General features: G+C 53.8%; 14 protein-coding genes. All 14 read left to right on the top strand.

Features of this window, described 5'->3' with window-relative positions; genetic code table 11:
- Positions 1-21 precede the first annotated feature (21 nt).
- The 14 genes from tssB to F3J29_RS12790 all read left to right on the top strand — a co-directional run bounded on the left by tssB (position 22) and on the right by F3J29_RS12790 (position 17,133).
- Positions 22-546: a type VI secretion system contractile sheath small subunit gene (gene tssB, locus F3J29_RS12855; RefSeq protein ID WP_008454368.1), complete on the top strand. Its 525-nt coding sequence runs from the start codon at positions 22-24 to the stop codon at positions 544-546.
- Positions 547-561: 15 nt separating this feature from the next.
- Positions 562-2,061 (top strand): type VI secretion system contractile sheath large subunit, encoded by a 1,500-nt coding sequence (gene tssC, locus F3J29_RS12850; RefSeq protein WP_008454369.1) that lies wholly within the window; start codon positions 562-564, stop codon positions 2,059-2,061.
- Between the two features lie 209 nt (positions 2,062-2,270).
- The gene (locus tag F3J29_RS12845; protein WP_008454370.1) at positions 2,271-2,756 is read left to right on the top strand and encodes an Hcp family type VI secretion system effector; all 486 of its coding nucleotides are present in this window, start codon (positions 2,271-2,273) and stop codon (positions 2,754-2,756) included.
- Between the two features lie 140 nt (positions 2,757-2,896).
- A complete protein-coding gene (gene tssJ, locus F3J29_RS12840; protein WP_008454371.1) occupies positions 2,897-3,433 on the top strand; it encodes a type VI secretion system lipoprotein TssJ in 537 nt (178 codons plus the stop codon).
- 3 nt (positions 3,434-3,436) lie between these two features.
- Entirely contained in the window at positions 3,437-4,783 is a 1,347-nt protein-coding gene (gene tssK, locus F3J29_RS12835; RefSeq protein WP_166866556.1) for a type VI secretion system baseplate subunit TssK, read from the top strand.
- Complete coding sequence (gene tssL / locus F3J29_RS12830; protein ID WP_166866554.1) at positions 4,783-6,150, top strand: type VI secretion system protein TssL, long form; 1,368 nt, start codon at positions 4,783-4,785, stop codon at positions 6,148-6,150. Before tssK ends, tssL begins: the two co-directional genes overlap by 1 nt.
- An 11-nt stretch (positions 6,151-6,161) precedes the next feature.
- Positions 6,162-9,995, top strand: a complete 3,834-nt coding sequence (gene tssM, locus F3J29_RS12825) for a type VI secretion system membrane subunit TssM (protein WP_166866552.1) — start codon at positions 6,162-6,164, stop codon at positions 9,993-9,995.
- Between the two features lie 28 nt (positions 9,996-10,023).
- The gene (locus F3J29_RS12820) at positions 10,024-10,716 is read left to right on the top strand and encodes a T6SS protein Cts1T (protein ID WP_166866550.1); all 693 of its coding nucleotides are present in this window, start codon (positions 10,024-10,026) and stop codon (positions 10,714-10,716) included.
- 60 nt (positions 10,717-10,776) lie between these two features.
- Positions 10,777-13,416 (top strand): type VI secretion system tip protein TssI/VgrG, encoded by a 2,640-nt coding sequence (locus F3J29_RS12815; protein ID WP_166866692.1) that lies wholly within the window; start codon positions 10,777-10,779, stop codon positions 13,414-13,416.
- 67 nt (positions 13,417-13,483) lie between these two features.
- The gene (locus tag F3J29_RS12810) at positions 13,484-13,747 is read left to right on the top strand and encodes a PAAR domain-containing protein (protein WP_008454379.1); all 264 of its coding nucleotides are present in this window, start codon (positions 13,484-13,486) and stop codon (positions 13,745-13,747) included.
- Positions 13,748-13,750: 3 nt separating this feature from the next.
- Positions 13,751-14,593, top strand: coding sequence for a TagK domain-containing protein (locus F3J29_RS12805; RefSeq protein WP_166866548.1), 843 nt, complete (start codon positions 13,751-13,753; stop codon positions 14,591-14,593).
- A 14-nt stretch (positions 14,594-14,607) separates the two neighbouring features.
- Positions 14,608-15,408 carry a type VI secretion system accessory protein TagJ gene (locus F3J29_RS12800; protein ID WP_166866546.1) on the top strand — a complete coding sequence of 267 codons (801 nt, stop codon included), beginning with the start codon at positions 14,608-14,610 and terminating at the stop codon, positions 15,406-15,408.
- Positions 15,395-15,898: a type VI secretion system baseplate subunit TssE gene (locus tag F3J29_RS12795; protein WP_008454385.1), complete on the top strand. Its 504-nt coding sequence runs from the start codon at positions 15,395-15,397 to the stop codon at positions 15,896-15,898. The genes F3J29_RS12800 and F3J29_RS12795 overlap by 14 nt, the downstream gene beginning before the upstream one ends.
- A gap of 626 nt (positions 15,899-16,524) precedes the next feature.
- Positions 16,525-17,133: a helix-turn-helix transcriptional regulator gene (locus tag F3J29_RS12790; protein ID WP_166866544.1), complete on the top strand. Its 609-nt coding sequence runs from the start codon at positions 16,525-16,527 to the stop codon at positions 17,131-17,133.
- Positions 17,134-17,154: the final 21 nt, after the last annotated feature.

The following is a 17,154-nucleotide window of genomic DNA, read 5'->3' as shown; positions in this document are numbered from 1 at the left end:
TATTAAAGAGTATTGACTACTATGAGCAAAAGCAACTCGCAAAAATTCATCGCACGAAACCGTGCTCCGCGCGTACAGATTGAGTACGACGTGGAAATTTATGGCAGTGAAAAGAAGATTGAACTGCCGTTTGTTATGGGCGTTCTGGCGGACTTGTCCGGCAAGCCACTTGAGCCGCTTCCCCCGGTCGCCGACAGAAAGTTCCTCAGCATCGACATCGATAACTTTGACGAGCGTATGAAGGCTATGCGCCCGCGCGTGGCGTTTGCAGTCCCGAATACCCTGACGGGCGAAGGGCAGCTGATGGTTGATATGACCTTTGACAGCATGGACGATTTTGCCCCCGACGCCATTGCCCGCAAAGTCGATTCGTTATCCCAGCTGCTTGAAGCCCGAACCCAGCTTGCCAACCTGCAAACCTATATGGACGGTAAAGCCGGGGCGGAAAGCCTGGTGATGAAAGTGTTGAACGATAAGTCGCTGCTGAACACGCTGGCTTCGTCGCCAAAGCCAAAACAGGCTGATGAAGCCGCGTCCCAAAAGTGATGAAGAGAGATAATAATGGCTACTCAAGCAGAAACAAATAAACAGGCAGCCCCGCAGGCCGCCACCCAAAGCGACTTTAACGCTTTGCTGACCCGTGAATTTAAGCCGAAGTCCGATCAGGCGAAAACCGCGGTCGAAATTGCCGTAAAAACCCTGGCAGAGCAGGCGCTAAGCACCTCGATCACCATGGCCGATGACGCCTATAAAAACATTGCCGCGATCATCGCCGAGATCGACATGAAACTCTCCGAGCAGATCAACCTGATCCTGCATCACGAAGAGTTTCAGCGCCTCGAAAGCGCATGGCGCGGTTTGCATTATCTCGTCTACAACACGGAGACGGATGAAAAGCTGAAGCTGCGCTTTATGGACATCTCTAAAAACGATCTGCGCCGCAACATGAAGCGTTACAAAGGGATTGCCTGGGATCAGAGCCCGCTGTTCAAGCAAATTTACGAAGAAGAGTATGGCCAGCTTGGCGGCGAGCCCTACGGCTGCCTGGTGGCGGATTACCATTTCGACCACAGCGCGCCGGACGTAGATCTGCTCTCGTCCATCGGCAAAGTGGCGGCTTCTGCCCATATGCCATTCATTACCGGCGCGGCGCCGTCCGTGATGCAGATGGATTCCTGGCAGGAACTGGCTAACCCGCGCGATCTGACGAAAATCTTCACCCAAAACCTGGAATATGCGGCCTGGAACTCGCTGCGCCAGTCGGAAGATTCTCGTTACATTGGCCTGGCGATGCCGCGCTTCCTGGCGCGTTTGCCTTACGGTATCAATACCAATCCGGTGGATGATTTTAACTTCGAAGAAACCACCGACGGGGCCGATCACGGCAAATATGTGTGGTCTAACGCCGCTTATGCGATGGCGGTGAACATCAACCGTTCATTCAAACATTACGGCTGGTGCACCATGATCCGCGGCGTAGAAAGCGGCGGCGTGGTGGAGGATCTTCCGTGCCACACCTTCCCGACCGATGATGGCGGCGTGGACATGAAGTGCCCAACCGAAATTGCTATTTCTGACCGTCGTGAGGCCGAGCTGGCCAAAAACGGCTTTATTCCGCTGGTGCATCGCAAAAACACTGACTATGCGGCCTTTATTGGCGCCCAGTCGCTGCAGAAACCTTCCGAATATTACGATCCGGACGCAACGGCGAACGCCAACTTATCCGCACGTCTGCCTTACCTGTTCGCCTGCTCGCGTTTTGCGCATTACCTGAAGTGTATCGTGCGCGACAAGATCGGCTCCTTCAAAGAGCGTGAAGATATGCAGCGCTGGTTGAACAACTGGGTCATGAACTATGTGGACGGTGACCCGGCAAACTCTTCTCAGGAAACGAAAGCTCGCCGCCCTCTGGCCGCGGCCGAAGTGGTGGTTGAGGATGTTGAAGGCAACCCGGGTTATTACCAGGCGAAGTTCTTCCTCCGTCCACACTTCCAGCTGGAAGGTTTGACGGTGTCACTGCGTATGGTAGCCAAATTACCTTCGCTGAAAGACGTTGCCTGATAAGGCAATTTAAAAATGGTTGTCTGATTCAGGCAATTTAAATAAAGAATAATCACTTCATTATTCTTTAAAGGTGCGGCCGCGCCGGGGATTCTTGCGCGCCGAAAATGTTGTAGAGAATTTTCATCATAATGAAATTGCTTCTACGACTTAATTTTAACGTTGCACACTGTGTGACACTCTTAAATGAGAGCTGAAAAGGAAATATTATGGCTCAGGATATGTTTATTAAAATTGATGGCATCGAAGGCGAGTCTCTGGATGCTACCCATAAAAATGAAATTGAAGTGCTCGCATGGCGTTGGGCCAGCTCACAGCACTCAAATATGCACAGCGGCTCCGGCGGCGGTTCCGGTAAAGCTACGGTGGACGATTTCTGCTTCGAGCACTATGTCGACAAGGCCAGCACCAACCTGCTGAGCTACTGTCTGTCCGGTAAGCACATCAAAGACATTCAGTTTGTTATTCGTAAAGCCGGTGGCGATCCGCTGGAATACCTGACGCTGAAATTCACCGATGTGATTATTACTCACGTTGAAACTGCGGGCTCCAGTGAAGACGAAACGCGTCCACGTGAGAAGGTGACCTTCGCCTTCACCAAACTCACTCAGGACTACGTGATGCAGAATGCAGAAGGCGCTAAATCCGGCGTAATTTCTACCAGCTACGACGTTAAAGCTAACCTGCGCAGCTAATACTGCCGGGTTATCAAGGGTTTTGCCGCTTCGGCGGCAAAACTTTCTCCAGGCGGGGGAGCGGGATATGTTGCTCCCTGCGCGGGTCGCGCGTTAATTCGACACACATCGTTCAGGAAATAAAGTGCGTGGATAGGGATATGTTTTGCAAAACAGAAATAAAGAATTGCCGGGTAGCGCTTGTGAAGTGTCTGCTGATTATTGGGCTGGGGACTTTGTTATTTTCCTGCAGCAGCAGTAACGATAAGCAGCCTGCTGGCAGTGAAATAAAAATTAATCTGGTTGCAGACAAAGATATTAATCCTAACGATGGCGGCCATCCGGCACCGCTCAACATATTTATTTATAACGTCAAAGAGCGGGATGTTTTCACCAATGCCGATTTTTTTGAAATTGTAGAAGGAAATAATAAAACCCTGCAAACCGCTATATCAAAAGAGTACGAGGCCATCCTTCAGCCGGGTGAGTCGCGTAGCGTCACAATTAAGCCTGATGGTGACGGCAGAACCCTGGGGTTTATTGGTGCTTATCGTGACCTGAATAATGCTATCTGGCTGGCGACATGGACGCGACCGGAAAAGGAAACATCGTGGTGGCGGAACATGTTCAGCGACGACTCGCTGACCCTGCAGGCACATTTCCAAAAAACAGCAATTACAATTAAAAAAATGGATTAAACCATGAGAACAAATAAAGTCGTCTGGAGTGAAGGGCTGTTTTTGCGCCCGCAGCTTTTTCAACAGCAAGAACGCTATTTCGAATATTTTGCCCACAAAAGAGCGTCGACGCTCAGCCCTTTCTTTTGGGGGTTCTCGCAGTACGAAATCGATCGTGAGGCTTTGTCATACGGCAAACTGGTGCTGCGCGCCGCTCGCGGCGTCCTGCCCGACGGCACGCCGTTCGATGTCCCCGATCATGCCGATTTACCTGAGCCGCTGACGATCCTGCCTGAACATCTGGGCAAAATGATCTATCTGGCGGTGCCGCTGCGTCTGGATAACAGCGATGAAACGATCTTCAGCCAGCATGACGCCAGCTCGCTGGCGCGTTTCCGCGCTCAGGAAGCCGAGCTCTGCGATACCAACGCCATTCGCCAGGGGCCAAAACCCGTACAGATTGCCCAACTGAGGCTCAAGCTGGTCTCTGAAACTGAAATGACCGAATCCTGGATTGGTCTTCCGCTGACGCGGGTCAAAGCGATTCAGCCAGACGGGAGCGTGCTGCTTCATACGGATGACTACATCCCGCCGGTGACCGGCTATGCGGCGAATCCTTTGCTGGGGGAGTGGCTTACGCACCTTAATGGTCTGGTAAAAATGCGTGCCGGCATGCTGGCTAATCGCCTCTCCTCCTCTGACGGCAAAGCCAGCGCCAGCGCGGAAATTGTTGATTACCTGCTGCTGCAGATCTTCAACAAGTACGAGCCGATTCTCGACCATTTACGCCACATACCCGAGCTACCGCCCATTGTGCTTTATGAAGAGCTGGCCAAGCTGGCAGGGGAGCTTTCGACCTTTGTTCGAACCAAAACGCGGCGGCCAAAACCTGCGCCGGGATACGATCATGCGCGGCTTTATCCTTCGATCCGTCCTCTGGTCGATGATGTACACGATTTGCTGAACCAGATTCTGGTTCGTGCGGGCCAGCTCATTGACCTGCAGGCGAAAGGCAACGGCGTGTGGGCGGCTTCCGTGCTGCCGAACGAGCTGCGCTCCTTCTCTAACCTGGTGCTGGCCGTTCACGCGCAGCTGCCGATGGATGTGCTGCATCAGCAGTTCCAGGCCCAGGCCAAAATCAGCGCGCCACAGCAGCTGCACGAGCTGGTGCGTTCCCACCTGCCGGGGTTGGTCCTGCAGGGGCTGCCGGTACCGCCGCGGCAGATTCCCTACAGCACCGGGTACGTGTATTTCGAGTTGCTTAAAAACGGACCTTTCTGGGAAAAAATCTCGGCAACCGGCGCGCTGGCGCTGCACGTTGCCGGTGAGTTCCCTGGCCTGAAAATGGAACTTTGGGGAATCCGGACCTGATGAAAGACGAGATTAATCAGCACGCTACGCCAACGCCGGGGGAAATGCAGGATGACGATACCTCTCCTCAGGCGCTGGGCCGTTTTCTTCTTGATGAGCAGGGGGACTGGATCCAGGAGCCGGAAGCCACGCCGACGGCTCAGGGCCGCGCCGGGGAAAATAGCGAGACCAGGACAGGCGATGACCGGGCGTTAAGAAGCGAAAGCGTTCAGCAGCGCATGATCAAGGTCAGCGCCGCTGAGAATCCGCTGCTTGAAGCCGCTCAGCCGCTGCTGCGTGCGCTGAGCGATATGCCGGAGCAGATTGGCGATTTAACGCACGTTGAGATCCTCAAAAATACGCTTAAGAGCCAGATTAATCTCTTCGGCATCGTCTGCGATGAAGTGAACATCCCGTGGAAAAAAATGGCGATAGTTCGCTATTGCCTGTGCACCGCGCTGGATGAAGCGGCACACACCGCGCCGTGGGGGCTCGAGGCGGGCTGGTCTCAGAGCAACCTGCTCAACCACTTTGAAGGGGATAACGATGGCGGGAACAAGTTCTTCCTGCTCATCGGTCGCCTGTCGATGAACCCGACCGAGTTTGCTGACGTCCTTGAGGTCCTGCTGCGCATCCTTGGCCTCGGCTTCGAGGGGCGATACAGCATCATTGAGGACGGGGATCGCCAGCTCACCAAGATCCGCCAGCGCCTGCTGACCCTGGTGCAAAGCACGCGCAACACCACGCCGCCTGCATTGTCGCCGCACGGGCTTCAGCCTCATGGCCCGGCCCGGCGGGAAAGGCTGATTGTGCCTGTCCGACTGACCGCGCTTTGCGCGGGCATTCTGGTGGCCTCGGCCTTTATCTGGTGTAAGTACTCGTTGCTGGTGAATAGCACGAGAATCATAAGCGATATCAATGCGATGAAGAACGTTAAGGTCAGCGCGCCGCCGGTGAAAATGCGGCTCAGGCTGAGCGTTTTGCTCCGCAATGAAATTCAACGGCAGCTGCTCAGCGTGGATGAAACGCAAAAGCAAAGCAAAGTCGTGTTGAAGGGCGATTCCCTGTTCTTATCCGGCTCAACCAAAGTCCAGCCTGAGATGATCAACGTGATTGAACGCGTGGCCCGTGAAGTCCGTCGCGTTAACGGCGACCTGGTGATTGTTGGCCACACCGACGCCACGCCGATCAGCCGGCCGGGCTTACCCAACAACGTAGTGCTTTCAGAAAAACGAGCCGCCGAAGTGGCCCGCTACTTTATTGAGGCGGGCGTGCCGGAGAGCAAAGTGAAAGTCGAAGGGGTGGGCAGCAGCCAGCCGGTGGCCTCTGATGCTACCGCTCAGGGACGGGCGAAGAATCGCCGCGTAGAGTTTTTTGTCACGTATTAACGAGAGCGACAATGTCTTATTTGAATAGAGTCTTCGCGGCGCGGTTTTTGAAGACGCTGCTGATTATGTGCTGTATCGGGCTATTGGTTGCCGCTATCTGGTTCCTGGGGCCGTTCTTTGGGTTCGGCGAGTCGCGCCCGCTGCTTAGCGTTGAGTCACGCATTATTTTTATCCTGCTGGCGGCATTTTGCCTCGCCGGGATCTGGCTACGCTGGCCGGTCTTCATCATGGTGATTGCGGCACTTTGCGTGGTGGTCTGGGTGCTGGGGCCGTTCCTCCTGGTGGGCGAAAAACATCCGCTGGAGCCGGTGAGCATCAGGCTGATGGTCATTGCCGTTATGCTGTTTTTGGCGCTGCTTTACGGCCTGTGGTTGCTGCTGCTGGCGCTGAAAGACAACCCGAAACTGCTGGATAAACTTACCCGCGGCAAGACGTCTACGGTCGAAAATGATACGTCAGAAGCGGCTGCCGCCATTGGCAACGCCGTCGATTATGTGAACAAAAATCGCAGTACGCTCTCTTTTTTCCAGCGTGTGATTTTAGCGCGTAAGCCGCTCGATCTGCTGCCGTGGTACATGGTGCTCGGCACTGATGATGCCGGGAAAACCTCGGCGATTCTGGCTTCCGGGCAAAACTTCCCGGTGCCGGAGCAGCTTAATCAAGTGGGCAAATCCGCCGTGCAGACGCGTAACTGCAAATGCTGGTTCGCCAATGATGCCATCTATGTGGATACCGCAGGCAAGTACGTCAGTGACCCTGAGCAAAGCCTCAGTGAGTGGCGGGCCATACTCAAAGCGTTAAAAAAACACAGGCCGGTCAGAGCGCTGAATGGCGCCGTCGTCACTTTTTCCGCCGCCGATCTCCTGGGGCGAAGCACCGCCGAACTTTTTGAGCTGGCGGCGAGCCTGCGGGCCCGAATTGAGGATATGCGCCAGACGCTGGGCGTGCGTTTCCCGGTTTATGTCCTCGTCACCAAACTCGATCAGCTCCCCGGCTTTGCCGAGTATTTCAGGATCCTGACCGAGCAGGAACGTGAGCAGGTCTGGGGCGTGACTTTCCCTTACGGCGAGGCGCGCACCGAGCCTGTATCCGAGCTGAGCGGGCAAATCAGAGACGAGCTGGCCCTGCTGGAAGAGAGGATCGAGCGTGACATGATCGTTCGTCAGCAGGAAGAGTACGATAACCGCGATCGCAAAAAAATGTATGCCCTGCCGCAGGACTTCCATCTGCTCTCCGGCCTGGTGGCGGATGTGGTGCATAACATCTTCTTTGCCTCCCGCTACAACGAGTCGCAGAGCTATACCCTGCTGCGTGGGATCTATTTCTGTAGCAGCCATCAGCCGGTCGACTTTAGCCTGGTGAATAACCAAAGCATCATGCGCAAGTGGTTCAACTACGTGGAGCATAAAACGCCGCCGGTGATGGCCACCCTGATTGCGCAGCCAAAAGACAGGGACTTCCTGATAAGCGACGTTTCATACGGGCGTCAGTACTTCCTTAAGCAGTTGTTCAGTGACGTGATCGTCAAAGACAAAGACCTGGCGCGCCATAACCTGGCGAATGAATCGAAGTTCCGTTTACAGCGTTTGCTGGGCCACACGCTTAGCGTTGTTATCGCCTTTATTCTGCTGAATGGCTTCTACAACAGCTACGGGAACAACAGCGAATACCTTGCCGAGGTGAAGACCCGGGTTGCCGTTTTGGGCGGCGAGGTCAATCGATTCGTCAGTTCGGCAAACGATAATTTGCTGCCGCGTACCTTAATGCTGGCGCAGTCTCTGCCGGAGTATGGCTCTCTCGACGTCTTTAACCCGACCCTCGACTGGCGCTATGGCCTGTACACCGGCACGGATGTGGTTGAGGCCTCCGGTTCGCTGTACCAGTATTTCCTGCAGCGTCTGCTGCTGCCGCAGATTGAACAGCAGGCCACGCTGGCGTTACAGGAAGCGGTTGATGGCGGAAAACCTGAACGTATCTATGACCAGCTGAAGCTGTATCTGCAGGTTTTTGGACAGGGCAAATTCGATCGTCAGTCTCTGACGGAGAGCATCACTAATCTGTGGGAGGCTCGCGGTAAGCTTCAGCCTTACGAAGAGCGCCAGATCTTTGTTTCCCATCTGAGAAATCTGCTTTCTTCTCCGGAATGGCGCCGCTATGGCCAGCCCGCTGACGACGGGCTGGTGAAATATGCGCGCGCCATACTGCAGCGTCAGGACCTGGCCAGCCGGCTGTATGAGCGTCTCAAAGACGCCGCCGCTCAGGATGCGCCTGCTGATTTAACGCTCAGTGACATGGCGAAGTCACGCAGCGGTGAGCTTTTCTCCGTGATTGATGAACACGCTGAAATCGCCATTCCCGGTCTATTTACCCGTTCGGGTTACTACGAGGTGTTTAAAAAAAAAATGGATCCAGGCCTGATGTGGCTGGAGCGTGAGGATGCCTGGGTGTCCGGGAATGGGGAAGAGCAGGGCAGCCAGGGGGCAAAGCCGCAGGTAAAAATGGCCGGCAACGGCGTGCTGGTTAATCCCATACAGCAGCAGGTTCTGGCGCTCTATCTCGATGAGTACACGCGGCACTGGCAGGATTTTCTCAGCAATATTCGTATCAAAACGGACGTACTGCCGCTGGGCTACGGTAGCGCGGGAGTGGCGGCAGATATTTATATGCTGCGGGCGCTGAGCGCCTCTGATTCTCCGCTGGCAAGCCTGGTGACCCGGGCGGTGCGGGAAACGACGCTGGTCGGGAAAGAGGATAAATCGCTGCTCGATAATGTCCCGAATAAAGGACGGATCCTGAATGCCGCCGCTAAGGTCAGCCTGGCCTATGCCGCGATGGAAAAAAAGCTGCTGCGGGAGCGGGTGGATGACCACTTTTCTCCACTACGCGAGTTTGTGACCGGCAGCCGTGAACCGGCTGAAGGAGAGCGTAACGCAGGGCCGGGGGCGGAACTGAGCAAGCTGCTTGGCGCGTTAAGCGAGCAGTACACGCTGTTCGTTATTTACGATGATGCGCTGAAGAACGGTAATGCCGTGGCGTTATCCGGCACGGCCAGAAAAATCGGCGCAGAGTCGCAAACCTGGCCCGATCCCTTACCCAATGTGATTGCCCCTCTGCTGGACGGGGCATGGACGCGGGCCAACCAGGAAGCCATCGCCAAAAGCAGCGAAGGGATAGATGAAAACCTGGGGCGCGTTTGCCGCGCAACATTGCAGGGACGTTACCCGTTTGCCTGGAGCCAGCGTGACGTAAAACCGTCTGATTTCGAACGCTTCTTTGCCGCGGGTGGCCTGGTGGATGAGTACTTTAAAAAGAACCTGGCGGACAAGGTGGATACCTCTTCGCATCCGTGGCGCTTTAAGGGTGACGTCGAGGGTAACGAAGACACTCTGGAGGTGTTTGAGCAGGCCGCTGAGATTCGCGACGCGTTCTTCCAGTCTGAAGGCGGGCGCAAACTTTCCCTCACCTTCGACATTGCGGTGCCTTATCTGGATCCGGCCATTACGCAGCTGAACATGAATTTTGACGGCAAGCAGGTGAGCTATGCCCACTGGCCGGTTGCCCCTGTTTCTCTCGCCTGGCCTGCCTCGCGCATGACGTCAAGGGTCAGCATCAATGCGACTCCGCGCGTGACGGCGGGCACCTCGTCCCTGAGCTTCAGCGGGCCGTGGGCGTTATTCCGCTGGATGGACAGCGCCGACGATATGGTGGCCAGCGAAGGTGATGACACGGTGCTGGTTTATAAGCTGGATTCGCGACGGGCAAATATTCAGGTTTCAGGCCTGACCTATAAAGACATCCCCGTCCGGGATCTCTTAAAAGCGTTTCGCTGCCCCGGAGACGCCTAGCCGTCTCCACCATTCGCCAGAGGAAAATATGTTGCTACGCCTGTATTTACTTGTTGATGAGTCGCGGGCTGGCCTGTTTCGCAGAAGAGGGAAAAAGCAGCGAGAGGTGCGCTCCATTATTACCCAACAGATTCTGCCGGGCATTGGCTCCTCATTACCGGACGACTATTTACCTGAGCACTATCCGTGGTCGTTTGTTATTTCGTCACCTTCGTCGCGAGGGTACGACGCTTATTGCGGTGCTTTTATGCTGCGGCCTGGAAAAGGAGGCGTTCCCTCGCTGGTCATTATTTATGGCGAAGCGCCCTGGCCGTGGCTGAAGAAAAATTTGCAGGATGAATGTCCACTGCCCTTTTGGGCATCAAGGATTTTAAACAATGTGCCCGATAGCGACGTGGCCGGGCAAAACTGGCGCCCGCTGTGGCAGTGGGTCAAAGCGCTGAGGCGAGCGTATTCGCCGCTCTGGGAGAAGCTGGTGCTGACGCCAGCCTGGCAGTTCAAAAATCATTCTCAGGTGTTACTCAGGGAGGGGTCACAGGAAGATTATCGCATTCATAACCGTGATGGTGTTGAGGCTATGCCGTGGAAGAACTGGCCCGACTGTATTGAGCAGGAGGCGGGTATCTGGATTTGGCGGCAAAGCCGGCACAGAAAAATAGTGGATTCTCAGAGGATCCCTTTACGACGCGCTGAGGCTAAACCGCCCGACGCATCCTTCTAAGTTATTGACAACGCATCGGGTGATTACATGTCACGCACTATTAGATTAAGCAGCCCGGCGATGCCTGTGCTGCTTGGGGAACCCGCGCTGGTTATCTCGAAGCTGGAAGGGGAAGAGTCACTTTCCTCCCTCTACAGCTACGCGATTACCGCTAAAACGCCAGCCAATCCCCAAATACCCTGGCAGTCAGCTTCTAATGTCGACCTGAAGTCGCTGATTGGTAAAGAGATGACGGTTCATATTGAACTCGACGGGAATGGGTTGGGAGACGTTCACGGTGTCGGTCAGGAGATTCGTGAAATTTCCGGCATGGTTCAGCGTGCCCGCTATGTTGGCCGCGACGGCTATCAGGCGTTGTATGAAATTATTATTCGCCCCTGGCTGCACCTCGCTGAGCTGACGGCTGACTTTAAAATTTTCCAGCAAAAATCGGTGGTGACCATTATCGATGAGGTGCTGGGCGACTATAACTTCCCGTTTGAGAAGCGCCTTGCAGGGAATTATCCGCTTCTCGATTTCCAGGTTCAGTATGGCGAAACGGATTTCAATTTTATTGAACGCCTGATGGAAGAGTGGGGGATCTATTGGTTCTTCGAGCATAGCGAAGGCAGCCATAAACTGATCCTCGTGGATAACGTGGGCGCGCATAAGCGATTCTCCAGCGAGGCTTATCACGTTATTCAGTACGCTTCAGACCGTCCAAAAATGGATCAGGAATATGTCAGCCAGTTCCATTTCCAGGAGACCATTACGTCCGGGAAATGGGTAACGAATGACTACGACTTCACCAAATCACGCGCCGATATCATGGCGCTGGACAGCAAACCGCGGAAGACCAGCTTCAACCAGATGGAGATCTTCCACTGGCCGGGAGATTACGAACAGCCGAGCATCGGGGAGCAGCTTGCGCGCGTCCGCATGGAAGAGCGTGGCGCCTTAGGCTCCCGCTGTGAAGGTTCCGGTGAGCTTCGTGGAATTGTCTGCGGCTGCGTCTTTGAGCTTGTTAACTATCCCGTGGAAAAGGCTAACCGTGAGTACATGGTGCTGCGTAGCCATTTGCGGGTTGAGGAAATCGATCAGCTCTCGTCGCACGATGAATTCCTCTATAGCTGTAACTTTACCGTTCAGCCGACGACCAAGATTTATCGTCACCCGATGACGGTGGCGAGGCCAAAAACCAGCGGTCCACAAACGGCTATCGTCGTTGGCCCTCCGGGGGAAGAGATCTGGACCGATGAGTATGGCCGGGTAAAAGTCCGTTTTCTTTGGGATCGCTACGGCAAAAACCGTGAGTCGGACTCCTGCTGGCTGCGCGTGAGCCAGGCCTGGGCCGGCAACAATTTCGGTGGGATTTACATTCCCCGCATTGGTCACGAAGTGATTGTTGATTTTATCAATGGCGATCCTGACAGGCCGCTTATCACCGGTAGCCTCTACAACAACGTCACCATGCCGCCCTGGGATCTCCCGGTTAACGCCACCCAGAGCGGGCTGGTTAGCCGCACCGTAGGCGGCGGTCGCAGCAACTTTAACGGGATCCGTTTTGAGGATAAGCCGGGGCTGGAGCAGTACTGGGAGCAGGCTGAACGCAACATGAGTCGCCTGACGAAACAGAACGAAGACCAGACCATAGGCATGAACTCTAACGTGAATGTTGGCCTGTCGCGCAACCTCTTTGTCGGGGCCAACTACATGTCTGACGTTATCGGAAACAGCAGCGCCATTATCGGTGCGGCACTGGCAATCCAGGTGGGCGGCAGCCAAAGCGACAATGTTTTAGGGGCAAAAGGCATCAACGTCGGCGGCGCATTTATGACTGCCGTTGGAGGCTACCATTCGCTTTCCGTTGGGGGCGCACATCAGGTCAACGTAGGCGGTTACCATTCCCTGGCCGTTGGGGGCGCGAGCACCATGGTGGCCGGCGGGGCGATGACGCTTTCCGCGGGGGGCGAGCTGGTTATTTCCGCGAAGAAAATCAAAATCGTCGGCTCAGACCAGGTGATTATCCAGGGCGGCGAAGTGGATATTAACCCTGGCGACTGCGGTGACAACTGCGGCGGCGGCGGTGGCGGCGGTGGGGGCGGCGGCATGATTGGTTTGCCGGGGCTGCCGGCTATTACGGCTCTGTTTGGCGTGGTTATTCCTTTACCACCGCTGCCAACGCCAGAGCCGCCGCCGCCAACGATAACGCCAACTCAACCGCCAACGGAAACGCCAACGGAGACGCCAACGGAGACGCCAACGGAAACGCCGACGGAAACGCCGACGGAAACGCCAACGGAGACGCCAACGGAGACGCCAACGGAAACACCGACGGAGACACCGACGGAAACGCCGACGGAAACGCCAACGGAAACCCCGACGGAAACGCCAACGGAAACACCAACGGAAACCCCAACGGAAACCCCAACGGAAACGCCAACGGAGACGCCGACGGAGACGCCGACGGAGACGCCAACGGAGACGCCAACGGAAACGCCAACGGAAACGCCAACGGAAACACCGACGGAAACGCCAACGGAAACGCCAACGGAGACGCCGACGGAAACGCCAACGGAAACGCCGACGGAGACGCCAACGGAGACGCCAACGGAGACGCCAACGGAAACGCCGACGGAGACGCCAACGGAAACGCCGACGGAAACGCCAACGGAGACGCCAACGGAGACGCCGACCGGAAGTGAAACAATAGAGCCTTAACATTCAAATGATTACGGCGGTGGTCCATTTGCCTCCGCCCTGACTGTTTTATTAAGGAGAGCGAACGATGCAAAACGCAGGACGAGTAGGCGATGCGACCGCGCATGGCGGAGCATTATGCAGTGGATCGGGTGACGTCTATATCAACGGATTGCCGGCAGCAATGGCTGGTATGAGCGTCGCGCCTTGTGCTTTGGGGCACGGGGCCGCCCCCGTAGCGACAGGCTCCGGGTCGGTCTTTATCAACGGTTTACCGGCAGCGCGCCTGGGGGACGTGACCGGCTGCGGCGCGGTTGTCGCCACCGGATCCGGCGATGTCTACATAGGCTAAGCCGTGGATATTCACTTTGAATGGCCAGCTTCACGCCTGCCTGTCGCGCTGCCCAGAAACCTGACGGCGGAGACGGCTGCCGTGTTTGATGTAGCCAGTGGCTGTTTCGGCATCCATAACGCCCATTGCGGGAAGGATGCCGTCATCTTCTACTGGCATCTGGCAAGACCGGTGATGTTAAGCCTTTGCTTGCACCATGTGTGCCTGCTTGATGGCTGCGAAGTGGCCTATGGGTGCAGCCAGCCGCTGAACGATAAAAGCCAGCTGCAGCTAGGGCACTTCAAACTGGGCTTTGTCAGCCACGACAGCACTGACGTCGATGAGCAAACTTTCTATCGGCTGATTTACCCCGGCGGTGCATGGCAGTCTGCGGATAAGGTGCCTGAGGTTGAAGATATCCTGCCCAACGGCGGGCATTACATCAACGACTTACGCTACTTCAATGACGTTATCCTCGCGCAGGCCGGGGGCAATGATGTGCTGAAAACGCTTGAGGTTGAATACAAGCGTTTTCTCATCTGGCGCGAGCAGGATGGCGGCTATTCAGGTGGAATGGCTCAGCATGCCGATTACATCATCAAAACGGATCTGCGGTTTGATGATGTCAACGCGCAAATCAAAGGCAAGACGCTGACCGAATGCATTGTTGCTAAAGATTTTCTCATGGAGAAGGTGTGGCCAGAGCTGGAACGCGGCGAAGCGGCGGATGACATTTTTAGCGAGGAGGAAAAAACCGACTTGCTGCTTGCCCTGTCGCCCGAGCACATTGCGGCTAAAGGAAAAAATACGGTGCCTGAGCTGGTATTTCAGGACTTCAATAAAGTGGGTCTGGACTCTTATTACTAATTAAAGGAATTGTCATGATGCAGGATTTTACTTCACTTACCCAGGCGCTTAAAAACGCGTCATTGAATGCGCTGCTAGAGCAGGTGCTGGCGCAGGTTAAAACGAATCCACAGGATCTTAAAGCTCGTGAAGTGCTGTTCAAGCTCTACTGCGTCGAGGGGAGCTGGGACAAGGCGCTGTTGCAGCTGCAAACCCTGGCGCTGCTGGACGATGCCCTGCACAAACAGACAGAGCTGTATAAAAATCTGGTCTTCAGCGAAATGCAGCGTTTGCAGGTTTTAACCGGTGAACGGCAGGCTGCGACGCTGCAGGGAGAAATGCCGTTATGGATGGAAAAGCTGCATCAGGCGAACGTCGAGCATTATCAGGGGCAGACCCGACTGGCGGCGCTTTCTCGCGGTGAGGCCTTTGAGCTTGCGCCCGAAAGCGCAGGGCAAAGCGACACGCTGGCGGCATTCAAGTGGATAGCCGACAGCGATGGCCGCCTGGGGCCGGTCTGCGAATTTATTTGCGCAGGGGGCTATCGTTGGCTGCCGTTTGCCTCAATACAAACGCTCAGCGTTTCCACCCCTGGCGATTTGCTTGATCTGATTTGGCTGCCTGCAACCATCAAGGCTGCCGATGAGGTATACCACGGGTATATCCCTGCCCGTTATCCCGTAGAACCTCAGGACGATCAGCAAAATAAACTGGGACTGAAAACAGAGTGGATAACACTGTCTGAAGATCTTTCGGCGGGTACCGGGCGTAAAGTGCTGGTGACCGATATTAGCGATCGTTCAATAATGGAAGTTGGCGACATTGTTTTCGAATAATCCCTCAGAACGAAAGCAGCAATATCTTCCCACGCTGCTACAGCGCCTGCAGGACGATGAACCCAAAAGTCCTCACGATCGCGCGAGATTAATTGACATAAAGGGGATGCGGAGTCTGGTTCAAAAGGAGATTGTTGATCTTATTAATCATACCAATATAGAAGATAGACTAAATGAGCAGCAACATAAGCTAATTATGGCGTCTGTTCTCAATTATGGGGTGCCGGCCTTGATAGGCACCCAGGAAAATCACAAGAATTGGAGTGTTATAGAAAAAACGATTCGTAACACTATTTTACGCTTTGAACCAAGAATTATTCCTGAGACGCTCATCGTCCGCTCGCTGCAGGATAAGGAGGGTGTAGCCCGGCATGCCGTTATACCGTTCGAGATCCGCGGGCTCATATACTGGCAGCCCAGGCCGGTTGATTTATGCATGAGCGGTCGTTATGACTTTGAGTCTGAAAAAGTCGATTTGAAGTTGCTATAAGTGCATCACAGATTTACTCTTTGGGGTATGCCCATTTCTGGGTGTTCTTATCTTTAAGAAATGTGGTCGGGCTTTTTTCCTGGCTACTTATCTCAAAATATCCTCATTAGCTAAATCCCCATGCTTCCTGTGTAATAAATTGCTGCGCATTATATTAATGTGCGCGGCTGTTTTTATTGTTTGTAGTTTAAAAAACTATATTTAAGCCTATTTTATAGACGATAATTTTGAAAAAACGCATGTTAATGATATATTTGATCGTTTTATGGGTTGAGGGTAAACTTAAGTCCGACTTCCAACAAAGTCTTAATCTAAGAATAGGGGGGGCGTTTATCCTCCTGCACCAATTTTTGTGTCTCATTAAAATTAGTCTCTATCTCTGGTTGGTTTAATCATATAGGCTGTTTTTCTATCTTTAACAGTATGTTAGCTTAATCTTTCTCATCTTCGTATGGAGGAAAATATTTAAGGAAGGCATTACGTCAGGGGCCGGATAGGTTATGTCTGAATGGCTTAACTTACCATAAGTTGTTTCTATTCGCTCACTTTGTCTTTTCTGACAAGCATTTCGTATGCCCTGGAGTAGCTGCAACTTGGATGGGAATCGCAACACATGGGTGTGAAGTATGTTGAACATATTATTATTGGATTCTAACTATTACCAGACATCGGGACTGAGCCTCTTAATTACTAACCAACTTGCTGAGGAAAGCCTCGGTGAGGTCTGTTTTTTATTACCGTCCGAAGAAATGAGTTATGACATCGCTAACATTATCTTTCAGGATGACAGAGTAACGATTCAAATTAATAACCAACGGAATAATGAAGTTTCGTTTGATGGCGGATACAAGGAGAATGAAAAAATAATTGTCCATGTTCCATTTTTAACCAGAAACCAAACGCTTAACGACATATCCATGAAGATCGGCAAGATACTTGCGATTGCGCGTTCGGATTATAACCTGCTCATCAACAAGGAAGAGGCCTACTGGAGCCTGGGGTTAAAGAAATATGCACAGCTCTCTGATACTGAAAATAATGTAATGATTCTGATTGGTCGGGGGTACAACAGCACCGATATTTCAAGGATCCTTAATCGCTCAAGAAAAACCATTAGCACGCATTATCGTAACGCCAGCCGAAAAATGGGGGCGGCAAATAGAGCCGAATTTTATCGGTTCGCATCATTTATTGCCCGCTGCGGACGCGATGAAAGAAACACCCTTTGCCTGTGAGGCAATGATCAACTTAAAAGG

The sequence above is a fragment of the Enterobacter sp. Cy-643 genome (assembly GCF_011752815.1).
In the GTDB taxonomy this organism is placed as follows: domain Bacteria; phylum Pseudomonadota; class Gammaproteobacteria; order Enterobacterales; family Enterobacteriaceae; genus Cedecea.
The sequence above is the reverse complement of the archived record's forward strand: the minus strand, read 5'-3'. Positions and strand labels throughout refer to the sequence as shown.

Excerpts from the sequence above, each read along its gene's own strand:
- tssB (WP_008454368.1), top strand. The coding sequence starts at position 22 with ATGAGCAAAAGCAACTCGCAAAAATTCATCGCACGAAACCGTGCTCCG.
- tssC (WP_008454369.1), top strand. The coding sequence starts at position 562 with ATGGCTACTCAAGCAGAAACAAATAAACAGGCAGCCCCGCAGGCCGCC.
- F3J29_RS12845 (WP_008454370.1), top strand. The coding sequence starts at position 2,271 with ATGGCTCAGGATATGTTTATTAAAATTGATGGCATCGAAGGCGAGTCT.
- tssJ (WP_008454371.1), top strand. The coding sequence starts at position 2,897 with ATGTTTTGCAAAACAGAAATAAAGAATTGCCGGGTAGCGCTTGTGAAG.
- tssK (WP_166866556.1), top strand. The coding sequence starts at position 3,437 with ATGAGAACAAATAAAGTCGTCTGGAGTGAAGGGCTGTTTTTGCGCCCG.
- tssL (WP_166866554.1), top strand. The coding sequence starts at position 4,783 with ATGAAAGACGAGATTAATCAGCACGCTACGCCAACGCCGGGGGAAATG.
- tssM (WP_166866552.1), top strand. The coding sequence starts at position 6,162 with ATGTCTTATTTGAATAGAGTCTTCGCGGCGCGGTTTTTGAAGACGCTG.
- F3J29_RS12820 (WP_166866550.1), top strand. The coding sequence starts at position 10,024 with ATGTTGCTACGCCTGTATTTACTTGTTGATGAGTCGCGGGCTGGCCTG.
- F3J29_RS12815 (WP_166866692.1), top strand. The coding sequence starts at position 10,777 with ATGCCTGTGCTGCTTGGGGAACCCGCGCTGGTTATCTCGAAGCTGGAA.
- F3J29_RS12810 (WP_008454379.1), top strand. The coding sequence starts at position 13,484 with ATGCAAAACGCAGGACGAGTAGGCGATGCGACCGCGCATGGCGGAGCA.
- F3J29_RS12800 (WP_166866546.1), top strand. The coding sequence starts at position 14,608 with ATGATGCAGGATTTTACTTCACTTACCCAGGCGCTTAAAAACGCGTCA.
- F3J29_RS12790 (WP_166866544.1), top strand. The coding sequence starts at position 16,525 with ATGTTGAACATATTATTATTGGATTCTAACTATTACCAGACATCGGGA.